Annotated in this window: 18 protein-coding genes; 11 read left to right on the top strand and 7 right to left on the bottom strand. The window is 67.3% G+C overall.

The genetic code is table 11. From position 1 onward, the window contains the following. From PIGHUM_RS05080 to PIGHUM_RS05065, 4 genes are all read left to right on the top strand, one after another. Positions 1–624 (top strand): SPOR domain-containing protein (locus PIGHUM_RS05080; protein WP_246012904.1); only part of this gene is annotated, 624 nt, incomplete at its 5' end. Between the two features lie 152 nt (positions 625–776). Further along, entirely contained in the window at positions 777–1,445 is a 669-nt protein-coding gene (locus PIGHUM_RS05075) for a thiol:disulfide interchange protein DsbA/DsbL (protein WP_124078278.1), read from the top strand. 185 nt (positions 1,446–1,630) lie between these two features. Then, positions 1,631–2,215, top strand: coding sequence for a nucleotidyltransferase domain-containing protein (locus tag PIGHUM_RS05070; protein ID WP_124078276.1), 585 nt, complete (start codon positions 1,631–1,633; stop codon positions 2,213–2,215). Continuing rightward, the gene (locus tag PIGHUM_RS05065; protein WP_124078274.1) at positions 2,202–2,612 is read left to right on the top strand and encodes a hypothetical protein; all 411 of its coding nucleotides are present in this window, start codon (positions 2,202–2,204) and stop codon (positions 2,610–2,612) included. The genes PIGHUM_RS05070 and PIGHUM_RS05065 overlap by 14 nt, the downstream gene beginning before the upstream one ends. Positions 2,613–2,688: 76 nt before the next feature. Here PIGHUM_RS05065 and PIGHUM_RS05060 read toward each other — a convergent pair whose 3' ends face one another. After that, positions 2,689–4,119 (bottom strand): FAD-binding oxidoreductase, encoded by a 1,431-nt coding sequence (locus tag PIGHUM_RS05060; protein WP_124078272.1) that lies wholly within the window; start codon positions 4,117–4,119, stop codon positions 2,689–2,691. 94 nt (positions 4,120–4,213) lie between these two features. On the opposite strand from PIGHUM_RS05060, the gene PIGHUM_RS05055 reads away from it, so the two are divergent. Together PIGHUM_RS05055 and PIGHUM_RS05050 are read left to right on the top strand one after the other, a co-directional pair. Beyond that, on the top strand, positions 4,214–4,969 hold the full coding sequence (locus tag PIGHUM_RS05055; RefSeq protein WP_124078270.1) for an SDR family oxidoreductase: 756 nt from the start codon (positions 4,214–4,216) through the stop codon (positions 4,967–4,969). A gap of 21 nt (positions 4,970–4,990) precedes the next feature. Next, complete coding sequence (locus tag PIGHUM_RS05050; RefSeq protein WP_124078268.1) at positions 4,991–6,673, top strand: SulP family inorganic anion transporter; 1,683 nt, start codon at positions 4,991–4,993, stop codon at positions 6,671–6,673. Here PIGHUM_RS05050 and PIGHUM_RS05045 read toward each other — a convergent pair. Next, entirely contained in the window at positions 6,670–7,530 is an 861-nt protein-coding gene (locus PIGHUM_RS05045; protein ID WP_124078266.1) for a LysR family transcriptional regulator, read from the bottom strand. The genes PIGHUM_RS05050 and PIGHUM_RS05045 overlap by 4 nt on opposite strands. 107 nt (positions 7,531–7,637) lie before the next feature. On the opposite strand from PIGHUM_RS05045, the gene PIGHUM_RS05040 reads away from it, so the two are divergent. Next, complete coding sequence (locus PIGHUM_RS05040) at positions 7,638–8,084, top strand: multidrug/biocide efflux PACE transporter (protein ID WP_246012903.1); 447 nt, start codon at positions 7,638–7,640, stop codon at positions 8,082–8,084. Between the two features lie 2 nt (positions 8,085–8,086). Here the strand turns inward: PIGHUM_RS05040 and PIGHUM_RS05035 are convergent, their stop codons facing one another. From PIGHUM_RS05035 to PIGHUM_RS05020, 4 genes are read right to left on the bottom strand one after another with little or no spacing between them, the layout of a single operon-like run. After that, positions 8,087–9,346, bottom strand: a complete 1,260-nt coding sequence (locus PIGHUM_RS05035; protein ID WP_187697752.1) for a muropeptide transporter — start codon at positions 9,344–9,346, stop codon at positions 8,087–8,089. Continuing rightward, positions 9,343–9,672 carry a hypothetical protein gene (locus PIGHUM_RS05030; protein ID WP_124078262.1) on the bottom strand — a complete coding sequence of 110 codons (330 nt, stop codon included), beginning with the start codon at positions 9,670–9,672 and terminating at the stop codon, positions 9,343–9,345. Before PIGHUM_RS05030 ends, PIGHUM_RS05035 begins: the two co-directional genes overlap by 4 nt. A 19-nt stretch (positions 9,673–9,691) precedes the next feature. After that, on the bottom strand, positions 9,692–10,366 hold the full coding sequence (locus tag PIGHUM_RS05025) for an orotate phosphoribosyltransferase (RefSeq protein ID WP_124078260.1): 675 nt from the start codon (positions 10,364–10,366) through the stop codon (positions 9,692–9,694). 22 nt (positions 10,367–10,388) lie between these two features. Beyond that, positions 10,389–11,273, bottom strand: coding sequence for a helix-turn-helix domain-containing protein (locus PIGHUM_RS05020; RefSeq protein ID WP_124078258.1), 885 nt, complete (start codon positions 11,271–11,273; stop codon positions 10,389–10,391). 375 nt (positions 11,274–11,648) lie between these two features. Between PIGHUM_RS05020 and PIGHUM_RS05015 the strand changes: the two genes are divergently transcribed. From PIGHUM_RS05015 to PIGHUM_RS05000, 4 genes are all read left to right on the top strand, one after another. Beyond that, positions 11,649–12,899, top strand: a complete 1,251-nt coding sequence (locus PIGHUM_RS05015) for an MFS transporter (protein WP_124078256.1) — start codon at positions 11,649–11,651, stop codon at positions 12,897–12,899. Positions 12,900–13,026: 127 nt separating this feature from the next. Further along, the gene (locus PIGHUM_RS05010; RefSeq protein ID WP_124078254.1) at positions 13,027–13,863 is read left to right on the top strand and encodes an iron-sulfur cluster-binding protein; all 837 of its coding nucleotides are present in this window, start codon (positions 13,027–13,029) and stop codon (positions 13,861–13,863) included. Continuing rightward, on the top strand, positions 13,863–14,798 hold the full coding sequence (locus PIGHUM_RS05005; RefSeq protein ID WP_124078252.1) for a dihydroorotate dehydrogenase: 936 nt from the start codon (positions 13,863–13,865) through the stop codon (positions 14,796–14,798). The genes PIGHUM_RS05010 and PIGHUM_RS05005 overlap by 1 nt, the downstream gene beginning before the upstream one ends. A gap of 7 nt (positions 14,799–14,805) precedes the next feature. After that, positions 14,806–16,083, top strand: a complete 1,278-nt coding sequence (locus PIGHUM_RS05000; RefSeq protein WP_124078250.1) for a hydantoinase/carbamoylase family amidase — start codon at positions 14,806–14,808, stop codon at positions 16,081–16,083. A 25-nt stretch (positions 16,084–16,108) separates the two neighbouring features. Here PIGHUM_RS05000 and PIGHUM_RS04995 read toward each other — a convergent pair whose 3' ends face one another. Continuing rightward, the gene (locus PIGHUM_RS04995; protein WP_160142172.1) at positions 16,109–17,035 is read right to left on the bottom strand and encodes a LysR family transcriptional regulator; all 927 of its coding nucleotides are present in this window, start codon (positions 17,033–17,035) and stop codon (positions 16,109–16,111) included. Positions 17,036–17,097 lie beyond the last annotated feature (62 nt).

Raw genomic sequence — 17,097 nt, 5'->3', positions numbered from 1 at the left:
GCTTCCCAACAGGGGGGGACCATGTTCGGCTTGCTGGCCGGACTGCTCGTCGGCCTGCTGGTGGCCGTGCTGGTGGCGTTCTACATCACCAAGGCACCCGTGCCCTTCGTCAGCCGCGGCGCCCGGCCGGCCCCGGCGCAGTCCGATCCGGCCAGCGCGCCCGACCCCAACCGCAGCCTGTACGGCCGGGATGGGCCGGCCGGCGCGCCGTCGGCTTCCGGGCCTTCGGCGACGCAGCCCGCGCCCGCGCCGGTGCCCGAAGCCACGCGCGATCCGCTGGGCGACTTCCTGGCCAATAAGGGAACGACAGGCGGCAAGCCGGGCGCGGCGGCGCCGCAGCCGCCAGCCGGTGCTGCCGCGCCCGCTCCTTCCGGCGGGGCCGGGGCGGCCGCCAGCGGCACGTATTTCCTGCAGGTCGGAGCGTATCGCGTCATCGAAGATGCCGAGGCGCTCAAGGCCAAGCTCGCCTTCATGGGCTTCCAGGCCAGGCTGGAAACCGCCGACGTAGCCGCCGGCACCGTGCATCGCGTGCGCGTGGGTCCGTTCAGCAAGCTGGACGACATGAATCGTACGCGTGCGCGGCTGGCGGAGAACGGCATCGAGGCCGCCGTCGTCAAGAAATAGGCCTGGCCGCTCCCGGCCTCCGGCGTAGGTTGCTTCCGCGCCGGAGGCCGGGGCCTTCCTGCATCGCGGAACTTCGCCGTTCCGCCAGCAGTCCGAATCTCCATCGTGCCCGGCCCATGTTGCGGCCGGGCCTCGCAAAGCAGAGGAATCCTATGATCGGTCGCTTTTCTCTTCGCCGCATGTTCGCAGGCATGGCGCTCGCCGCCGGTTTCGTTGCCGCCCTTCCGGGCCTGGCGCAGGCGCAGCAGCCGCGCGAAGGAACGGAATACGCTCGCCTGCAGCAGCCCCAGCCCACCGATTCCCCGGGCAAGATCGAGGTCACCGAATTCTTCTGGTACAGCTGCCCCCACTGCAGCGCGCTCGAGCCGGCCCTGGAGTCGTGGATCAAGCAACTGCCGCAGGACGTCGTCGTGCGCCGCGTGCCGGTGCGCTTCAATGCCGGCATGGAGCCGCAGCAGCGCCTCTACTACACCCTGGAAGCGCTCGGCAAAGTCGACCAGTTGCATCCCCTGGTCTTCAAGGCCATCCACGAGCAGCGCCAGCCGCTCAACACCGCCGACCGCATCGTCGACTGGGCGCAGAAGCAGGGCCTGGACCGCAAGCAGTTCATGGACACCTACAACTCCTTCGGCGTGCAATCCAAGGTGCAGCGGGCCGGCAAGCTGGCCGAGGCCTACAAGATCGACGGCGTGCCTTCGCTGGCCGTCAACGGCCGCTACCTGACCTCGCCCTCGATGACGGGCAGCAACCTCGGCGCGCTGCAGGTGGCGGACTTCCTGATCGGGAAGGAAAGGACGGGAAGGACCCCCCCTACGCGCTGAGGGGGAGGCCCACCCCCTACCCGCTTACGCGGGCCCCCTCAAGGGGGCGGCACTGGCGGACCGGCGAAGCCGGATCCGCTGTGCCCTGGATAGGACACTCACGGTATGGGATCGGGGGGATGCGTCTATGTGTTGTTTATCGCACATCAAATGATGTGCGATAAACAACATCGAGTGGAGGCGCAATGAATACTCAGATGCTTGCCGAGTTGTTCGGAGGGATGGAGCGATACAAGGCGCTGAAATGCCTGTTCGCGCATCCTTCCCGCGATTTCGGGGCGCGCGAACTGGCCGGCGAAGCGCAAGTCGATCCTGGCAATGCATCGCGCTGGTTGAGGCGCTGGGCCGCGGTAGGTTTATTGGAAAAGAAAGAAGTCTTCAATCGGCCGCGTTATTCCGCTTCACGAGATCCGAACCTGGAACACCTCAGGCTGTTTTTCCAACGAGAAAGCCAGTTGGTCCGGCGGATCGGCGAGCGAATCGCCGACCTAGGAGAGCGCGTGGACGCGGCAGCGATTTTCGGATCTGTGGCGAAAGGCACGGACGGGGTCGATAGCGATATCGATCTTCTGTTGCTGACGACTATGCCCGGGGTCGAGGCACAAGCGTTCTTCAAGCCCGTAGGGCGTGAGCTTCAACGTTCGATCAACGTGCTGACCTATGAAACGGATCGTTGGAAAGAAGCTGTGGCCGATGGCAACCCGTTCGTGAGTGAAATACTGGACGGCGCGCTCATTGTCCTGAAGGGAGACCTGCATGCCATTGCGTAAGCCAGAAGACTTCGTGGCTGGTGGCAGCAAGGTTTTTCGAAAAGCGCCTGTGAACCTGGAGTCCATGCGGGGATGGGTTTTGATTTCCAGGGACAAGGCAAAAGATGCGTTGAACCAAGACAATTCGACCAGCACGAGATTGGGAGCAGCCTATGACTCAGTGCTCAATTTGAGCCTGGCGGTTCTTTCTTCGCGCGGGTGGCGTTGCACGGCGGCAGATGGACATCATGTGCAGGCGCTGGAAGCGGCCTGCTCGTACATCGGTGTGACGCAGTCCGTGTTTGATCAGATGGATGCGGTGCGGGTGTGCGCAACAGTCAATACAATGGCGTGCCTCCCAGCGAAGGCGACGTGGCGCTTGCGCTGGCATGCATGCAGCGCTTGGTTCCTGCCTTGATGGAGGCCCTGGCGCCCGCGCTTTCGAAGAAATAGTGTGTTCGCGGGGGCGAGGTGCCGAATTCCGGCGTTGCCCCTCAAACCGGCCCGAAATCCACTTGTCCGAGTGCGCGCGCGGGGTCCAGCGCGCGTTGTACGCGTCCGGCCAGTGCTTGCGATTCGGCCGAGGCGTAGCGGTGGTAGAAGCGGGCGTTGTAGGGGCCGACGCCGTGTTCGGCGCTGAAGCTGCCGCCGAAGTCGCGCACGACCAGGTCGTAGAGCGCCACGCGCAGCCGTTCGACGGTGTCGGCGTCGTAGGCGGGGGTGGCGTCGTGGGGCCAGACGATGTTGAAGTGGGTGCCGCCGTCTGCCCAGTGGCCGAAGTCGAACAGGCGCAGCCACGGGAAGCCCTGGTCGAGCATGCGCTGGGCGGTTTCGCGGAAGGCGATCATGGACGAGCGCGGCACGGCGATGTCGAAGGCGATCAGCTTGCCCTGGTGGCGGATGGATTCGCTGATGGAGTGGCGGATCTTCCAGAGGTCGGGGCCGCCGTCCAGCACGGCGTTGGACACCAGCACGTCGAACTGGCGCTCGAGGAAATCGTTGAGCGCGCCCTGCAGGTCCACGCCCAGCACTTCGCGCGAGGAGGTGGCGGCCAGTTCCACCAGCAGGCAGTAATCGGGAATGGGCTCGGGCGCGAACGGGTTGGCCACGCCGGGCACATGGTCGATCACCGATTGCACGGTGGAGCGCGACATGCCTTCGTAGGCCGTGAGGAAATCGCCGAACTCGCTTTCCAGTTCGATCAGCAGGTCCAGCGTGGCCTGCTGGGTCGTGGGAACGATGAGCGCGGTGGCGGTCTGGCGGGGCAGCGGATGCACCTGGACGACCGCGCGGGTGATGACGCCGCCGGCGCCGCCCACGCCCACGAATAGCTGCTTCAAGTCGTAGCCAGTATTGTTCTTGCGCAGGCCGCTCATCAGGTCGAGCACCTGCCCGGGCGGGTCGGCCAGCACCACTTCCACGCCCAGCAGATTGTGGCGCACGTCGCCATAGCGGATCAGCCGCGCGCCGCCGGTGTTGGTGGCGATCATGCCGCCGATCGACGGGTTGGCGCCCAGGTCGATGGGAAAGCACAGGCCGTGCTCGGCGAGTTTGTCGTTGAGCTCCTGCAGCGTGACGCCGGCGCCGACGGTGGCGGTGCGGTTGGCGCGGTCGATCACGAGTTCGCTGCGCAGGCGCTCCAGGCTCAGCACCACCTGGGTGCCGCTTTCGTCGGGCGTGCTGGCGGCGACAAGACCGGTATTGGCGCCCTGGGCGATCAGCGGCGTGGCGGTGGCCACGCAGTGGCGCACCACGGCGGCGACCTCGGCGGTCGAGGCGGGCCGCACGATCAGGGCGGCCTTGCCGTTGCCGTAGCGGGCGCCGGTTTCGTAGCGGGCCTTGTCGGCCGGATCGGCGTAGAGATTGGCCTCGCCCACCAGGGCGGCCAGGGCATTGCGCAGCTCGGGATCGGTAGGGGCGCTCATCGTCATTTCCACGGAAAGGTCTACGACTATACCGCGCCTGTCGCCGGCACCGTGTATGGCAGAGGATAATGGCGGCTGTTTCGAGAGGGCGTGCATGAGAGTTTTCATTACCGGCGCGAGCAGCGGCATCGGCCAGGCGCTGGCCCGGCACTACGCGACGCGCGGCGCCACCCTGGGCCTGGTGGGCCGGCGCGAGGAGGCCTTGCGCGACCTGGCCGCCGGCCTGCCGGGCGGCGGCCATCGCCACTATGCCCTGGACGTGCGCGACCGCGCGGCGCTGCATGCCGCCGGTCGCGATTTCCTCGCCGCGGGCGGGATCGACCTGGTGGTGGCGAATGCCGGCATCAGCGTCGGCACGCTGACCGAGGAAACCGGCGACTTCGAGGCCTTCCGCGCCGTGATCGACACCAACCTGACCGCCATGGTGGCCACTTTCGAGCCGTTCATCCCGGCCATGAAGCAGGCGCGCCGCGGGCAATTGGCGGGCATCGCCAGCGTGGCGGGGATACGGGGCCTGCCGGGCGCGGGCGCCTACAGCGCCTCCAAGGCGGCCGTCATCGCCTATTGCGAAAGCCTGCGAAATGAACTCTCGCCCCACGGCATACGCGTCTCGACGATCGCGCCGGGCTACATCCGCACGCCCATGACCGCGCACAATCCCTATGCCATGCCTTTCCTGATGGATGCCGACGTCTTTGCCGGCAAGGCCGCGCGGGCCCTGGACCGGTCCGCGTCCTATGCCGTCATTCCCTGGCAGATGGGCGTGGTCGCCAAGCTGATGCGGCTGCTGCCCGACGCCGTCTACGACCACTTCGCCGTGCGCGCGCCGCGCAAGCCCCGCCAGTCCTGAGTCTTTCATATCGTCCATCCCATGCCTGCCTTGCTCCGCCGCTATTTCCCCTTTCTCGACTGGCCTCGGCCGAATTCGTCCGATCTGGCCGCCGATGCCCGCGCCGGCTTCACGCTGGGGTTGATCCTGGTGCCGCAGGCGGTGGCGTATGCGATGCTGGCCGGCATGCCGCCCATCGCCGGGCTGTATGCCGCGCTGATCCCGCCGGTGGTGAGCGTGTTGTGGGGGTCGTGCCAGTTGCTGGGCGCCGGGCCGGTGGCGCTGACCAGCATGCTGGTGGCCGGTTCGCTGGCGGGGCTGGCGGCCCAGGAATCGGCGCGCTGGGTCGAACTGGCCATCTGGCTGGCGCTGATGTCCGGGGCCATCCAGATCCTGATCGGCGCGCTGCGGCTGGGCATGGTGGTCAATTTCCTGCCGGGCTCGGTGGTGGGCGCCTTTACGCAGGCGGCCGCGCTGCTGATCGTGCTGTCGCAGTTGCCGGCCATGCTGGGCCTGGACGGCGCCGCCGCGCGCACCGCGCTCGCCGCCTGGGATGCGCGAGCCGTGCTGGCGGCCGTCGATTGGACCGGGTGCGCCTTCGGACTCGGCACGCTGACTTTCCTGTTCGTGCTGAAAAAGCAGAGCAAGCGCCTGCCCGTCGTGCTGGCCGCGGCCCTGGCGACGGGTTTGTTGAGCTGGGCTTTCGGCTACGGTGCGCGCGGCGGTTCGGTGGTGGGCGAACTGCCCGCGGGCCTGCCGGTGCTGGCAGTGCCCTCGCTCTTGTCGTGGGAGGACTACCGCAGCCTGCTGCCCGCGGCGGCGGTGATCGCGCTGGTCAGCTTCGTCGAGGCGCTGTCCAGCGCCAAGACGATCTCGCGCAGCACGCGCCGGCGCTGGAACGAGAACCAGGAATTCATCGGCCAGGGCCTGGCCAAGATCACCAGCGGCCTGAGCGGGGCGTTCCCGGTCAGCGCCTCTTTTTCCCGTTCGGCCCTGAACCTGTTCGTGGGCGCGCGCACGGGATGGTCGGCGCTGTTCGCCTTCGTCTGCGTGCTGGCCAGCCTGCTGTTCCTGACGCCTGCCATCGCCTATCTGCCGCGGGCCTTTCTCGCCGCGGTCATCATCGTGCCGGTCACCAACCTGATCGCGCCGCGCTTTTTCGTGCGCCTCTGGAAGGCGTCGCGCGCCGAGGCGGTGATCGCCATCTCCACGGCGGTCGCCACGCTGATCGCCGCGCCCCAGCTGCAATGGGGCATCCTCGCGGGCTTCGTCATGTCGCTGGGCTATTTCCTGTACCAGCGCTCGCACCCGCGCATCGTCGAGGTCGGCGTGCATGCCGACGGCACGCTGCGCGACCGGGCGCGCTTCCGCCTGCCGCCGCTGGCGCCCGATCTGTTCGCCGTGCGCATGGATGCCGCGCTCAGCTTCGTCACCGCCAATCCGCTCGAGCACTTCATTACCGAGTACTGCCGCGCCCACCCCGGGATCAAGCGCGTGCTGATCTATGCGGGGCCGATCAACAGCATAGACGTGACCGGCGTCGATACCCTGATCTACCTGATCGGCACGCTGCGCGACCAGGGCGTGGAAGTCTATCTGGCCGGCGTCAAGAAGCAGGTGGAAGAGGTGTTCGAGGCGTCCGGCGTGACGGGTCTGCTGCCGCCCGAGCAGGTGTTCCGCACCGAGCGCGAAGCGATCCAGCGCCTGCGGGCCAGCGCCGTCTAGGCCTTGAGGAATTCCTCGAGCAGCCAGGCGCCGGCCGGACCGAGCGGGCGCCGGTTGGACCACACCAGGTCCAGTGGCAGCAGGCGCCGCTGGCCCGGTACGTCCAGCTCCACCAGGGTGTCGGCGGCGAAGCGCGTGAGCAGCCAGCGCGGCAGCCGCGCCCAGCCGAAGCCCATGGCCGCCATCTCCAGCAGCATCAAGTAGTACGGCGCGCTCCAGGAGTGTCCGCGGGCGATGCGCCGGCCGTCTTCCTCGTAGGGGGCGATGCGCAATTCGCGCGCGGCGCGCAAGTCGGCCTGGGTGACCCGGTCGAGCCGGGCCAGCGGATGACTGCGGCCCACGGCCAGCACCATTTCCGACAGTTCCGGCAGCGTGGTGTGCTCGATGTCGGGCGGATAGCTTTCCTGGGCGCGCAGCAGGCCGAGATCGGCACGGCCCCGCTGGACTGTCGCCACGGTGTCCCAATCCTCGGACATCATGCATTCGAATTCCAGGCCGGGATACCGGCGGTCGAGCGCGGTCAGGACGACTTCGAAGCGTTCCGATTGATAAGTGTCCGACAGCGCCAGCGTGAGCCGCGATTCCTGCCCGGCGGCGAAACGGCCGGCGGCGCGGCCCAGCCGCTCGGCGCTGGAGAGCACCTGGGCGGCTTCGACCAGAAGCGCCTGCCCCGCCGGGGTCAGGGTGGGCTGGCGGGTGCCGCGGTCGAACAACTGCACGCCCAGGTCGATTTCCAGGTTGGCGATGCTTTCGCTGATGCTGGATTGCCGCTTGCCCAGCTTGCGCGCGGCGGCCGAGAAGGAACCGAGCGCGGCGGCCTGGGTGAAGGCGGCCAGGGCTTCGAGGGAATAGGCCATGGAATGCCCGCCATCAATGTATCGGAAATTCCGATGGTAATTGGTTTTTCACCAACGGATGTATCGCAGACAATGTCGGCAATACATCGTCGATTCGAGGCTGGAACGTGGTACCGGAGAAAAAACTGTGGGAACGCGTGCTGTACGCGGTCTGCTACGAATTCATCGCCCTCGTGCTGTGCGCGCCTGCGCTGGCATGGGCCATGGACAAGCCGCTGGCCCAGATGGGCGCGCTCACCCTGGCGATCTCGCTGATCGCGATGGCCTGGAACATGGTCTACAACGCCGGATTCGAGCGCCTGGAGCGCCGCTACGGCTGGCAGCGCACGCCGCCGATGCGGATGGCCCATGCCTTCGGCTTCGAAGGGGGGCTCGTGCTCCTGGTCGTGCCTTTCGTGGCTTGGTGGCTGCACATCAGCCTCTGGGAGGCCCTGGTGCTGGACATCGGCCTGCTGCTGTTCTTCCTGCCCTACACCTATGTGTACAACCTTGCCTACGACCGCATCCGGGCACGCTGGATTGCCGCGCGACGGCGCGGCGCCTGCCCGGAGTAGACTCAGGCCCGGTCCAGCGCCCGGATGTCGGCCCGCCGCCACCATAGCAGCGCCATGCCCGGCAGGCCGATCAGCACCGTCACCAGGAAGAAGGACGGCCAGCCGTAGGCCTCGACCATGGGCGGAGCGAGCGGCCCGGCCAGGTAGGTGCGCCCGACCGCCGACAGCGCCGACAGCAGCGCGAACTGCGTGGCCGAGAAGCGATGATTGCACAGCGCCATCAGCAGCGCGACGAAGGCCGCCGTGCCCATGCCGCCGCACAGGTTCTCGACGCCGACGGCTGCGGCCATTAGCACGATGCTCTTGGGGCTGACCGCGATCAGCCAGAAGCCCAGGTTGGAGACCGCCTGCAGCAATCCGAACAGCATCAGCGAGCCGTAAAGCCGCAGCTTGGCCAGCAGCGCGCCGCCGGCCAGCGCGCCGATGATGGTCGCGCCCAGCCCGAGCACCTTGTTGATGGTGCCGACCTCGGTGGCCGAGAATCCGGCGCCGCGGATCAGGAAGGCGGTGGACAGGCTGCCCGCGAAGGCGTCGCCGAGCTTGTACAGCACGATCAGCACCAGCAGCACGATGGCGCCGGGCCGGCGGAAAAATTCCAGCAGCGGGCCGGCGACGGCCTCGCCCAGCGTGGCGGGCGCGGCCGCGGGCGCCTCGGGCTCGGGGGCCCACAGTGTGGCCAGGATGGCCAGCGCCATCAGCACGCCCATCAGGATGTAGGTATTGCCCCAGCCCAGCCAGCTGTCGGCGATCACCAGCGCCAGTCCGCCCGACACCAGCATCGCCAGCCGGTAGCCCAGCACCGATACCGCCGCGCCCGCGCCGCGCTCTTCCTTGCGCAGCACGTCGGTGCGATAGGCGTCGAAGGCGATGTCCTGCGACGCCGAGCAGAACGCCACGAACACGGCGATCAGCGCCAGCGGCAGCAGCGCCTGGCCGGGCGAGAGCAGGCCCATGGCCATGATGGACAGCGCCAGCAGCAGCTGCGTCACCGCCATCCAGCCGCGCCGCCGGCCCAGCAGCGGCGGCGTGTAGCGGTCCATCAGCGGCGCCCACAGGAACTTGAGCGTATAGGCCGAGCCGACCAGGGTCAGGAAGCCGATGGCCTGCAGCGAGACGCCGTCCACCGTGGCCCAGGCCTGCAGCGTGCCGGTGGTCAGCGCCAGCGGCAGCCCGCTGGCGAAGCCCAGCGCCAGCAGCGGCGCGACGCGCCGGTTGGTGTACAGCGACGAAGCGGCCGCCGGGGCTTCCGGGCGGGCGTTCAAAATATCTTTCCGCTCAGGCCGTAATCGAGGACGATCCAGTTCATCGCGTCGACGATGTCGGCCGGCGCGTCGGATTTGAATGCTTCCTGCAGCCGCGTCATGTAGGACAGCAGCTGGGATTTGGCGGTCTCGGCGAAGGCCGGATCGATGCCCTGGTCTTCATACAGGATCACGTACGAGCGCGCAAAGCCGTAGATCAGGAAATACGCGGCGGCATGGCGCGAATCGCTGGAGACCAGCGCCAGCGCGCCTTCCTTGACTTTGAGGAAACTGTCGGTACCCGGGGCTTGGGCGGCGAAGCGTTGGATCAGGTCGTTGAAGTTCATAAACGGGTAGCGAAGAGAATCACGGAAGACGGGCAATGCCGCCATGGGCCTTGGACCATTCGGAAGTATGGCGCAGGAACCCTTCTACTTTTTCTATATCGGCGGCCGACAGCGTCTGGCCGTCGCGGGCTTGCCCGATGATGTCCTGCCAGGTGGCCAGCGCATGCATGGAAACGCCGATTTCCTCCATGGTGCGCCGGCTTTCCACAAACGTATCGTAATAGAAGATGCTAAGGACGTGTTCCAGCCGCAGGCCCGAGCCGCGCACGGCCTGGCAGAAATTGCGCTTGCTCTGGCCGTCGGTGGTCAGGTCGTCCACCAGCAGCACGCGCGCGCCGGGCTCCATCATGCCTTCGATCTGCGCATTGCGGCCGAAGCCCAGCGACTTCTTGCGCACGATCAGCAGCGGCAGCGCCAGCCGGTCGGCCAGCCACGCGGCGTAAGGCACGCCGGCCGTCTCGGCGCCGGCGATGGCGTCGATGTCGTCCAGCCCGATGCGGTTGCGCACCACCGAGAGCGCCGCCTCGATCAGCACGTTGCGCCCCGCGACCGAGGAAATCAGCCGGCGCACGTCCACGTAGACCGGGCTGGCCCATCCCGAGCGCAGCAGGAACGGCTTGCCCGCACTGACGTGCACCGCCCCCGATTCGAGCAATAGCCGCGCAACCGTCGGCCCGATAGAAGATTCGTCCATTTCGTATCCTAGTCGGTGGTCTCTACACCACCTTCAGCATTTCGTTCAGCAGGTCTGCGGCTTCCTGGCCTTTGTAGGCGCGTTGCCAGAGATCGTCCACCATTTTCGTGTAAAGCTGCACCGCCTCGGGTGCCGCGGTGACCTGCGCGATGCCGGTCGCCACGTTGGGCAGTTCGCCGAAGCGGAACGGACTGATGGCGACGAACGAGCCGCTCGGGCGTTCGAAGACCTGGAACGTGGCGTTGGGCATGCTGTCGTCGACGATGCCGATCTGCGTGCCCATGGGGTGCTCCTGCAGCAGCGAGACCATCCGCTCGACTTCGCGCCGCGCGGCCAGCGAGCGTTCCATCCGTACCGCAGGCGGCAGGTCGATGCGGCCCACCAGGCCGAAGTGGACGAACCGCTCGATCTCGCGCAGGCCGATCAGGCTGGTGATGGGCGGCCGCCGCCGCGCGAAGGCGCGCTTGCGCTCTTCCAGTATCTTGAGCAGGGCCTCGCTGCGAGCGGCGGGCAAGTCCGGGTGGGCTTCGCGCAGCATTTGCCGAAGGTAGCCGCCGTACGCGTCCGAGGTCAGCAGGAAGGAGATCGGCTCGAAATGCGCCATGATCCGCGTCGCATCGGTTTCGAGCTGGCGCATGCGTTCGATATAGGCCACCGGCGACGTGTAGTACTCCGCGCCCACGCCGAGCAGCGAGGCCAGCGAGGTATCGAGGATGTGCGCCAGGCGCTCCAGGGTCTCGATCTTGACGATGTCGCCCTTTTCCATCCGGTAGACCGCCGCCCGCGACACGCCCAACTGGTCTGCCACTTCCTCGGCCCGCAGCGATGCTCCCATCCGGTAGGCGCGCAGGCGCTCGCCGATGGCGAGGAAATCGACAGAGGGCTGGCGGGAAGGGGAACAGGTCATCGAAGGTCTAAAAAATGAGAAAAAACTTTCCTGGTGAACGTACGGGAATGCACCAAACCGGGGATGTACCTCCTTTTCTTCTCCTTATTCGATGCGGCTTTGCACCAATTTTGCGCGGTCCGGACAAGGGCTGCGATTCACCATGAAAGCTTAGTGAAATTCCGCTTGTAAGGTAAGGAAAAGTGTCATAGTCTAAAAAAAAAGACGTGCGGCGTAAATGCAAATGCGTCGTCTACGTTTGCCACGAGCGCTCAGGTGTCGTGGGGGGAACCGCGCCGGCAGCCTTTGTGCCTGTCTGCATTCGCGTACCGGGTATCCGGGCGCGGGCAACCATTCTTTGTTGACCGTTGCAGTACTTCCTTTCGGAGATAGGAAATGACAGACAAGACCGCCGCGCGTCCCGGGGACATCCCCGCCGTCCAGGCGAATGAAGGCGACGACTACGCCCGCAAGGCCGTCATCGCTTCGACCGTGGGCTACGCGCTCGACGGTTTCGACCTGCTGATCCTCGGTTTCATCCTGGCGGCCATCTCGGCCGACCTCGGGCTGACCAGTACGCAGGGCGGATCGCTGGTGACCTGGACGCTGATAGGCGCCGTGGTCGGCGGCATCCTGTTCGGCTGGCTCAGCGACAAGTACGGCCGTGTGCGCGTTCTGAACTGGACCATCCTGCTGTTCGCCATCTTCACCGGCCTGTGCGCCTTCGCCCAGGGCTACTGGGACCTGCTGGCGTACCGGACCATCGCCGGCCTGGGCCTGGGCGGCGAATTCGGCATCGGCATGGCGCTCGCCGCCGAGGCCTGCCGTCCCGAGCAGCGCGCGCGCATGAGTTCCTATGTCGGCCTGGGCTGGCAAGCCGGCGTGCTGGCCGCGGCCCTGATCACGCCCGTGCTGCTGCCCATCATCGGCTGGCGCGGCATGTTCGCGGTCGGCGTGCTGCCCGCCGTCGTCGCCTTCGTGATCCGTCATTTCATCGGCGAGCCCAAGATCTTCGTCGAAGCCCAGAAGTCCACGGCGCCCAAGGAAAACTCGTTCAAGCTGCTGGTGGCCGATGCCAAGACCACCCGCACCAGCCTGGGCGTGGTCATCCTGACCTCGGTGCAGAACTTCGGCTATTACGGCGTGATGATCTGGATGCCGTCCTACCTGAGCAAGCAGTTCGGCTACTCGCTGACCAAGTCGGCCGCCTGGACCGCCGTGACCATCCTGGGCATGGCCTTCGGCATCTGGCTGTTCGGCCAACTGGCCGACCGCATCGGCCGCCGGCCCATTTTCCTGCTCTACCAGGTCGGTGCGGTCCTGTCCGTACTCGCCTATTCGCAGCTCAACTCGGAATATGCGCTGCTGATCGGCGGCGCCATCATGGGCGTTTTCGTCAACGGCATGCTGGGCGGCTACGGCGCGCTGATCTCTGAGCTGTATCCCACCCAGGCGCGCGCCACCGCGCAGAACGTGCTGTTCAACATCGGCCGCGCGGTCGGCGGCTTCGGCCCGCTGGCGGTCGGCGCGATCGCCGCGCAGTATTCCTTCAGCCATGCGATCGCGCTGCTGGCGTCGATCTATGTGCTGGACATCATTGCCACGCTCTTCCTGATCCCCGAACGCAAGGGTGCAAAGTTGGAGTAACCCTCTCTGCGCGCTGACGCGCGTCCCCCTTGGGGGCGGCACTGGCGGACCGGCAAAGCCGGATCCGCCGTGCCCTGAGTAAGAGGTATCGAGTGCTGGGGGCATTTCCCCGGGCAGAGGAATCAGAATGAAAGTTGTATCGTCCGAATCGCATGTCAGCAGTTGCGCCGGACCGTACGCGCCGGATACCCATGGCGTGGTAGTCGGCAATGAATGGGTCAACCGCGACTACAAGCATCTGGTGCTGGATGCGGGCGCGGTGGCGGCGGGCGCCGAGGCGGGGCAGTTCTTCCACCTGCTGTGCCCGGCCACGGAGCGCGACGCGCCGTTCTTCCGGCGGCCGATGAGCACCTACAAGGCCGATCCGGCAACGGGGCGGGTCGAGTTCCTGTACAAGGTCACGGGCGCCGGCACGCGCGGCCTGGCGACGCTGGCGCCGGGCGACGAGCTGCCCATGCTCGGCCCGCTGGGCGTGGGTTTCACGCTGCCGCCGGGCGCGCGCAACATCGTCGTGCTGGGGCGCGGCGTGGGCCTGGCGACGCTCGCGCCGCTGGCCGAGCTGGCGGCGGCCGCGGGCGTGGGCGTCACGGCCATCCTGAGCGCGCGCGATGCCGACAACTTGATGTCGCAGCAGCGCTTCGCCGCGATCGGCGCGGCCATCATCGAAGTCACCGACCAGGCCGGAACGAGCTCGGTCGAGAACGTCGAGCGCCTGCTGCGCGAGCTGCATGCGGCCGGGCGCGCGGATGCCTTCTACACCTGTGGCTCGTCGCGCCTGACGCTGCTGATGCAGCGGCTGGGCGCCGAGCTGTCGGTGCCGGGCGAAGTGGCCATGGAGCAGCAGATGGCCTGTGGCATAGGCATGTGCTATTGCTGCGTGCGCGCCTTCCGCGAAGACGGCAAGCTGGTGAGCAAGCGCGTCTGCTGGGACGGCCCGGTGTTCGCCCTGGCGGAGGTGGCGTGATGGTCGATCTTTCTCTGGACGTGGGCGGGCTGCGCCTGTCCAATCCGGTGATGCCGGCCTCGGGCACGTTCGCCGAGGGCCTGGGCCACACCATAGACCTGAACCGGCTGGGCGCCTTCGTCACCAAGACGATCACGCACGAGAAGCGCACGGGCAATCCGGTGCCGCGCGTGGCCGAGGTGCACAGCGGCATGCTCAATGCCATCGGCATTCCCAGCAAGGGTTCGGAATACTTCATCCGCGAGACCGTGCCTTTTTACCGGCGCTACGCGCCGCCGCTGGTGGTGAGCATCTCGGCGCCATCCAGCGACGGTTTCGCCCGGCTGGCCGCCGAGTTGTCCCAGGTCGAGGGCGTGGCCGGGATCGAAGCCAACATCTCCTGCCCCAACATCGAGGAAGACGGCAAGGCCTTCGCCATGCACGCACGCTCCACCGCTGCGGTGGTGAAAGCCCTGCGCGCCTCGACCTCGCTGCCGCTGTGGGTCAAGCTCACCCCCAATACCGGCGAGATCGCCAACGTGGCGCGCGCCGCCCAGGAGGAAGGAGCGGATGCCCTGGTGGTCGCCAACACCATCCTGGGCATGGCGATCGACATCGAGACGCGCCGGCCCAAGCTCGGCAACGTGATGGGCGGGATGTCGGGCCCGGCGGTCAAGCCCATCGTCGTGCGCATGGTCTACCAATGCCATCGCGCGGTCAGCATTCCCGTCATCGGCTGCGGCGGCATCTCCACCGCCGAGGACGCGATCGAATTCATGCTCGCCGGTGCGCGGGCGGTCCAGGTCGGCACCGCGACCTTCGTCCGCCCTACCGCGATGATCGACGTTCTCGACGGCCTGGTGCGCTACTGCCAGCGCCACGGCCTGCCCAATCTGCAGGGCCTGGTGGGCGCGGTGGAGGACACGGGTTTCGAACCTTTCGAGGCCATGGCGTGAGGCCGGTATGAGCGCAACCGAGATACCCGTCGAAAAGAACGTGCCCGGCCGGCAGGATGCGCTCGACCTGTTCGAACGCATCCGCGCGCTCAGCTTCGACGGCGTGGGCGTCTCGCGCGAGAGCTATGGGCCGTCGGAAACGGCGTGCCTGGAAGCCCTCGTCGAGTGGGCCGGCCGCCACGGCATCGTTGCCGACACCGACCCCGCCGCCAACGTCATCTTCCGCCTGCCGGACGGCGGCGCGCAGGCGCCCGTGGTGTGCGGGTCGCACGTCGATTCGGTGCCGCAGGGCGGCAACTACGACGGGCTGGCCGGCGTCATCGCCGGGCTGCTGTGCCTGAAGCGGCTCAAGGACGAAGGGGTGCGGCTGCCCCATCCGCTCTGGGTCGCGGCCATGCGCGGCGAAGAAAGCGCCTGGTTCGGCAAGGCCTACATGGGATCCGGCGCGATCCTGGGCAAGCTCAAGCCCGAAGACCTGGAACTGAAGAACAAGCGCAGCGGCCGCACGCTGGCGCAGGCCATGGCCAGCGTCGGCGCCGACGTGGACGCCATCGCCGCCGGCAAGCCGGTGCCGTGGGTGGGCGGCGTCAGGAACTACCTGGAACTGCATATCGAACAAGGGCCGCTGATGGTGGCGCGCAAGTGGCCCACCGCCATCGTCTCCGGCATACGCGGCAACATCCGCCACAACCACGTGCAATGCCTGGGCGAGCCGGGCCACTCCGGCGCGGTGCCGCGCTGGCTGCGCAACGATGCCGTGTTCGCCGTCTCCGACCTGCTGATGCGTCTCGACGAACACTGGCGCGTGCTGCTCGAACGCGGCAACGACCTCGTCGTCACCGCCGGCGTCATGGGCACCGATCCGGCCGAGCACGCCGTCTCGCGCATTCCGGGCAAGGTCGATTTCAGTTTCGAGGTGCGCAGCGAGAGCACCGAGACACTGGAGGAGTTCTACCGCGTCATGCGCGCCGAATGCGATGCCGTCGCGCGCCAGCGCGGCGTGCGTTTCGAATTCGATCGCCGGATCGAGTCGGCGCCGGCCACGATGGATCCCGAGGTGGTAAAGGTGCTGCTCGAGGCCTCGAAAGAAGCCGGCGAGCCCGTGGAGCGCATCCCCAGCGGCGCCGGCCATGACGCGGCCCTGTTCGCCAACGCCGGCATCCCGTCCGGCATGATCTTCATCCGCAACGAGAACGGCTCGCACAATCCGGCCGAAGCCATGGAAATCGACGATTTCATGGCGGGGGTGGATGTGCTGTACCGCGCGCTGCCCAGGCTGGGCTGAGCGCGCCCGTATTGCGCGCTCCGGGTCATTTCTCTCCGGCCGCGCGTTTCACCCGTGCCACGGTGTCGCGGGCGATTGCCCGCATGTGCTCGATCAGCCTGGCCTCCACGGGACTGGGGGCGTCGCCTGGCGGTTTCAGCGCGTGATAGACCATCGTCATGCGCGGCGCCAATGGCCTGACGGCCGCACCGGAATCCGCGATCAGGGCGTGGGCCACGAACGGATCGACTACCGTTGCGCCCAATCCTTGCGCGGCAAGCTGCCCCGCCGACAATACCGAGGCGGTTTCGCCCCTCGGCGAGGGCCGCAGTCCGGCCGCGGCGAAAGCCTCGTCGCACAGCGCGCGCATCGGCGTGCCGGGCCGGACCGCGATGAAGGGCGCCGCGGCCAGGTCCGCCATGCCGATCCGGCGCTTGCGCGCCAGCGGATCGGACTCGTTCATGGCGACGAACAAGGGCATTTCGAGCAAGGGATGAGCATCCACGCCCGGCATGTCCTCCCATTGCGCCACGATCCCCAGGTCGAACTGGCGATTGCGCACCCAATGGCTGACGTACTCGCGCTGCCGGATCTCCAGTACGAAGCGAAAGCCGGCGTACTCGCGGTCGAGCCTGCTGAGCGCGGTGGGCAGCAGCCCATGCACGATGTGGGAGGTCGCGAGCAGGCGCAGCGGCAGCGAATGCCCCTCGCGTACCCGGCGAGCAGCCTCCTCGATATCGTTCAAGGCCGCGAACGCGCGTTCGGTTTCCCGATAGAAGGCCAGGCCGGCCTCGGTGGGAATCAGGCGCTGCCGCTCGCGCCGGAACAGCGCGAACTGCAGCCTTCCTTCCAGTTCGGCGATCATGCGGCTGACCACCGACTGGGTGCGATGCAGACGCCGCGCGGCCGCCGTGACTGTTCCTTCCGTCATGACCGCCTGCATCGCCTGGAGCAGCCTGAGATCGAGTTTCATATCATTCCTCCACCGCGCAGCGGCTGGGGGCCCACCATTCGGGGCGCGCGTAAGCGCGTAGG

The sequence above is a fragment of the Pigmentiphaga humi genome (assembly GCF_900606115.1).
Taxonomy (GTDB): domain Bacteria; phylum Pseudomonadota; class Gammaproteobacteria; order Burkholderiales; family Burkholderiaceae_B; genus Pigmentiphaga; species Pigmentiphaga humi.
This window is presented reverse-complemented; position numbering and strand designations above follow the sequence as displayed.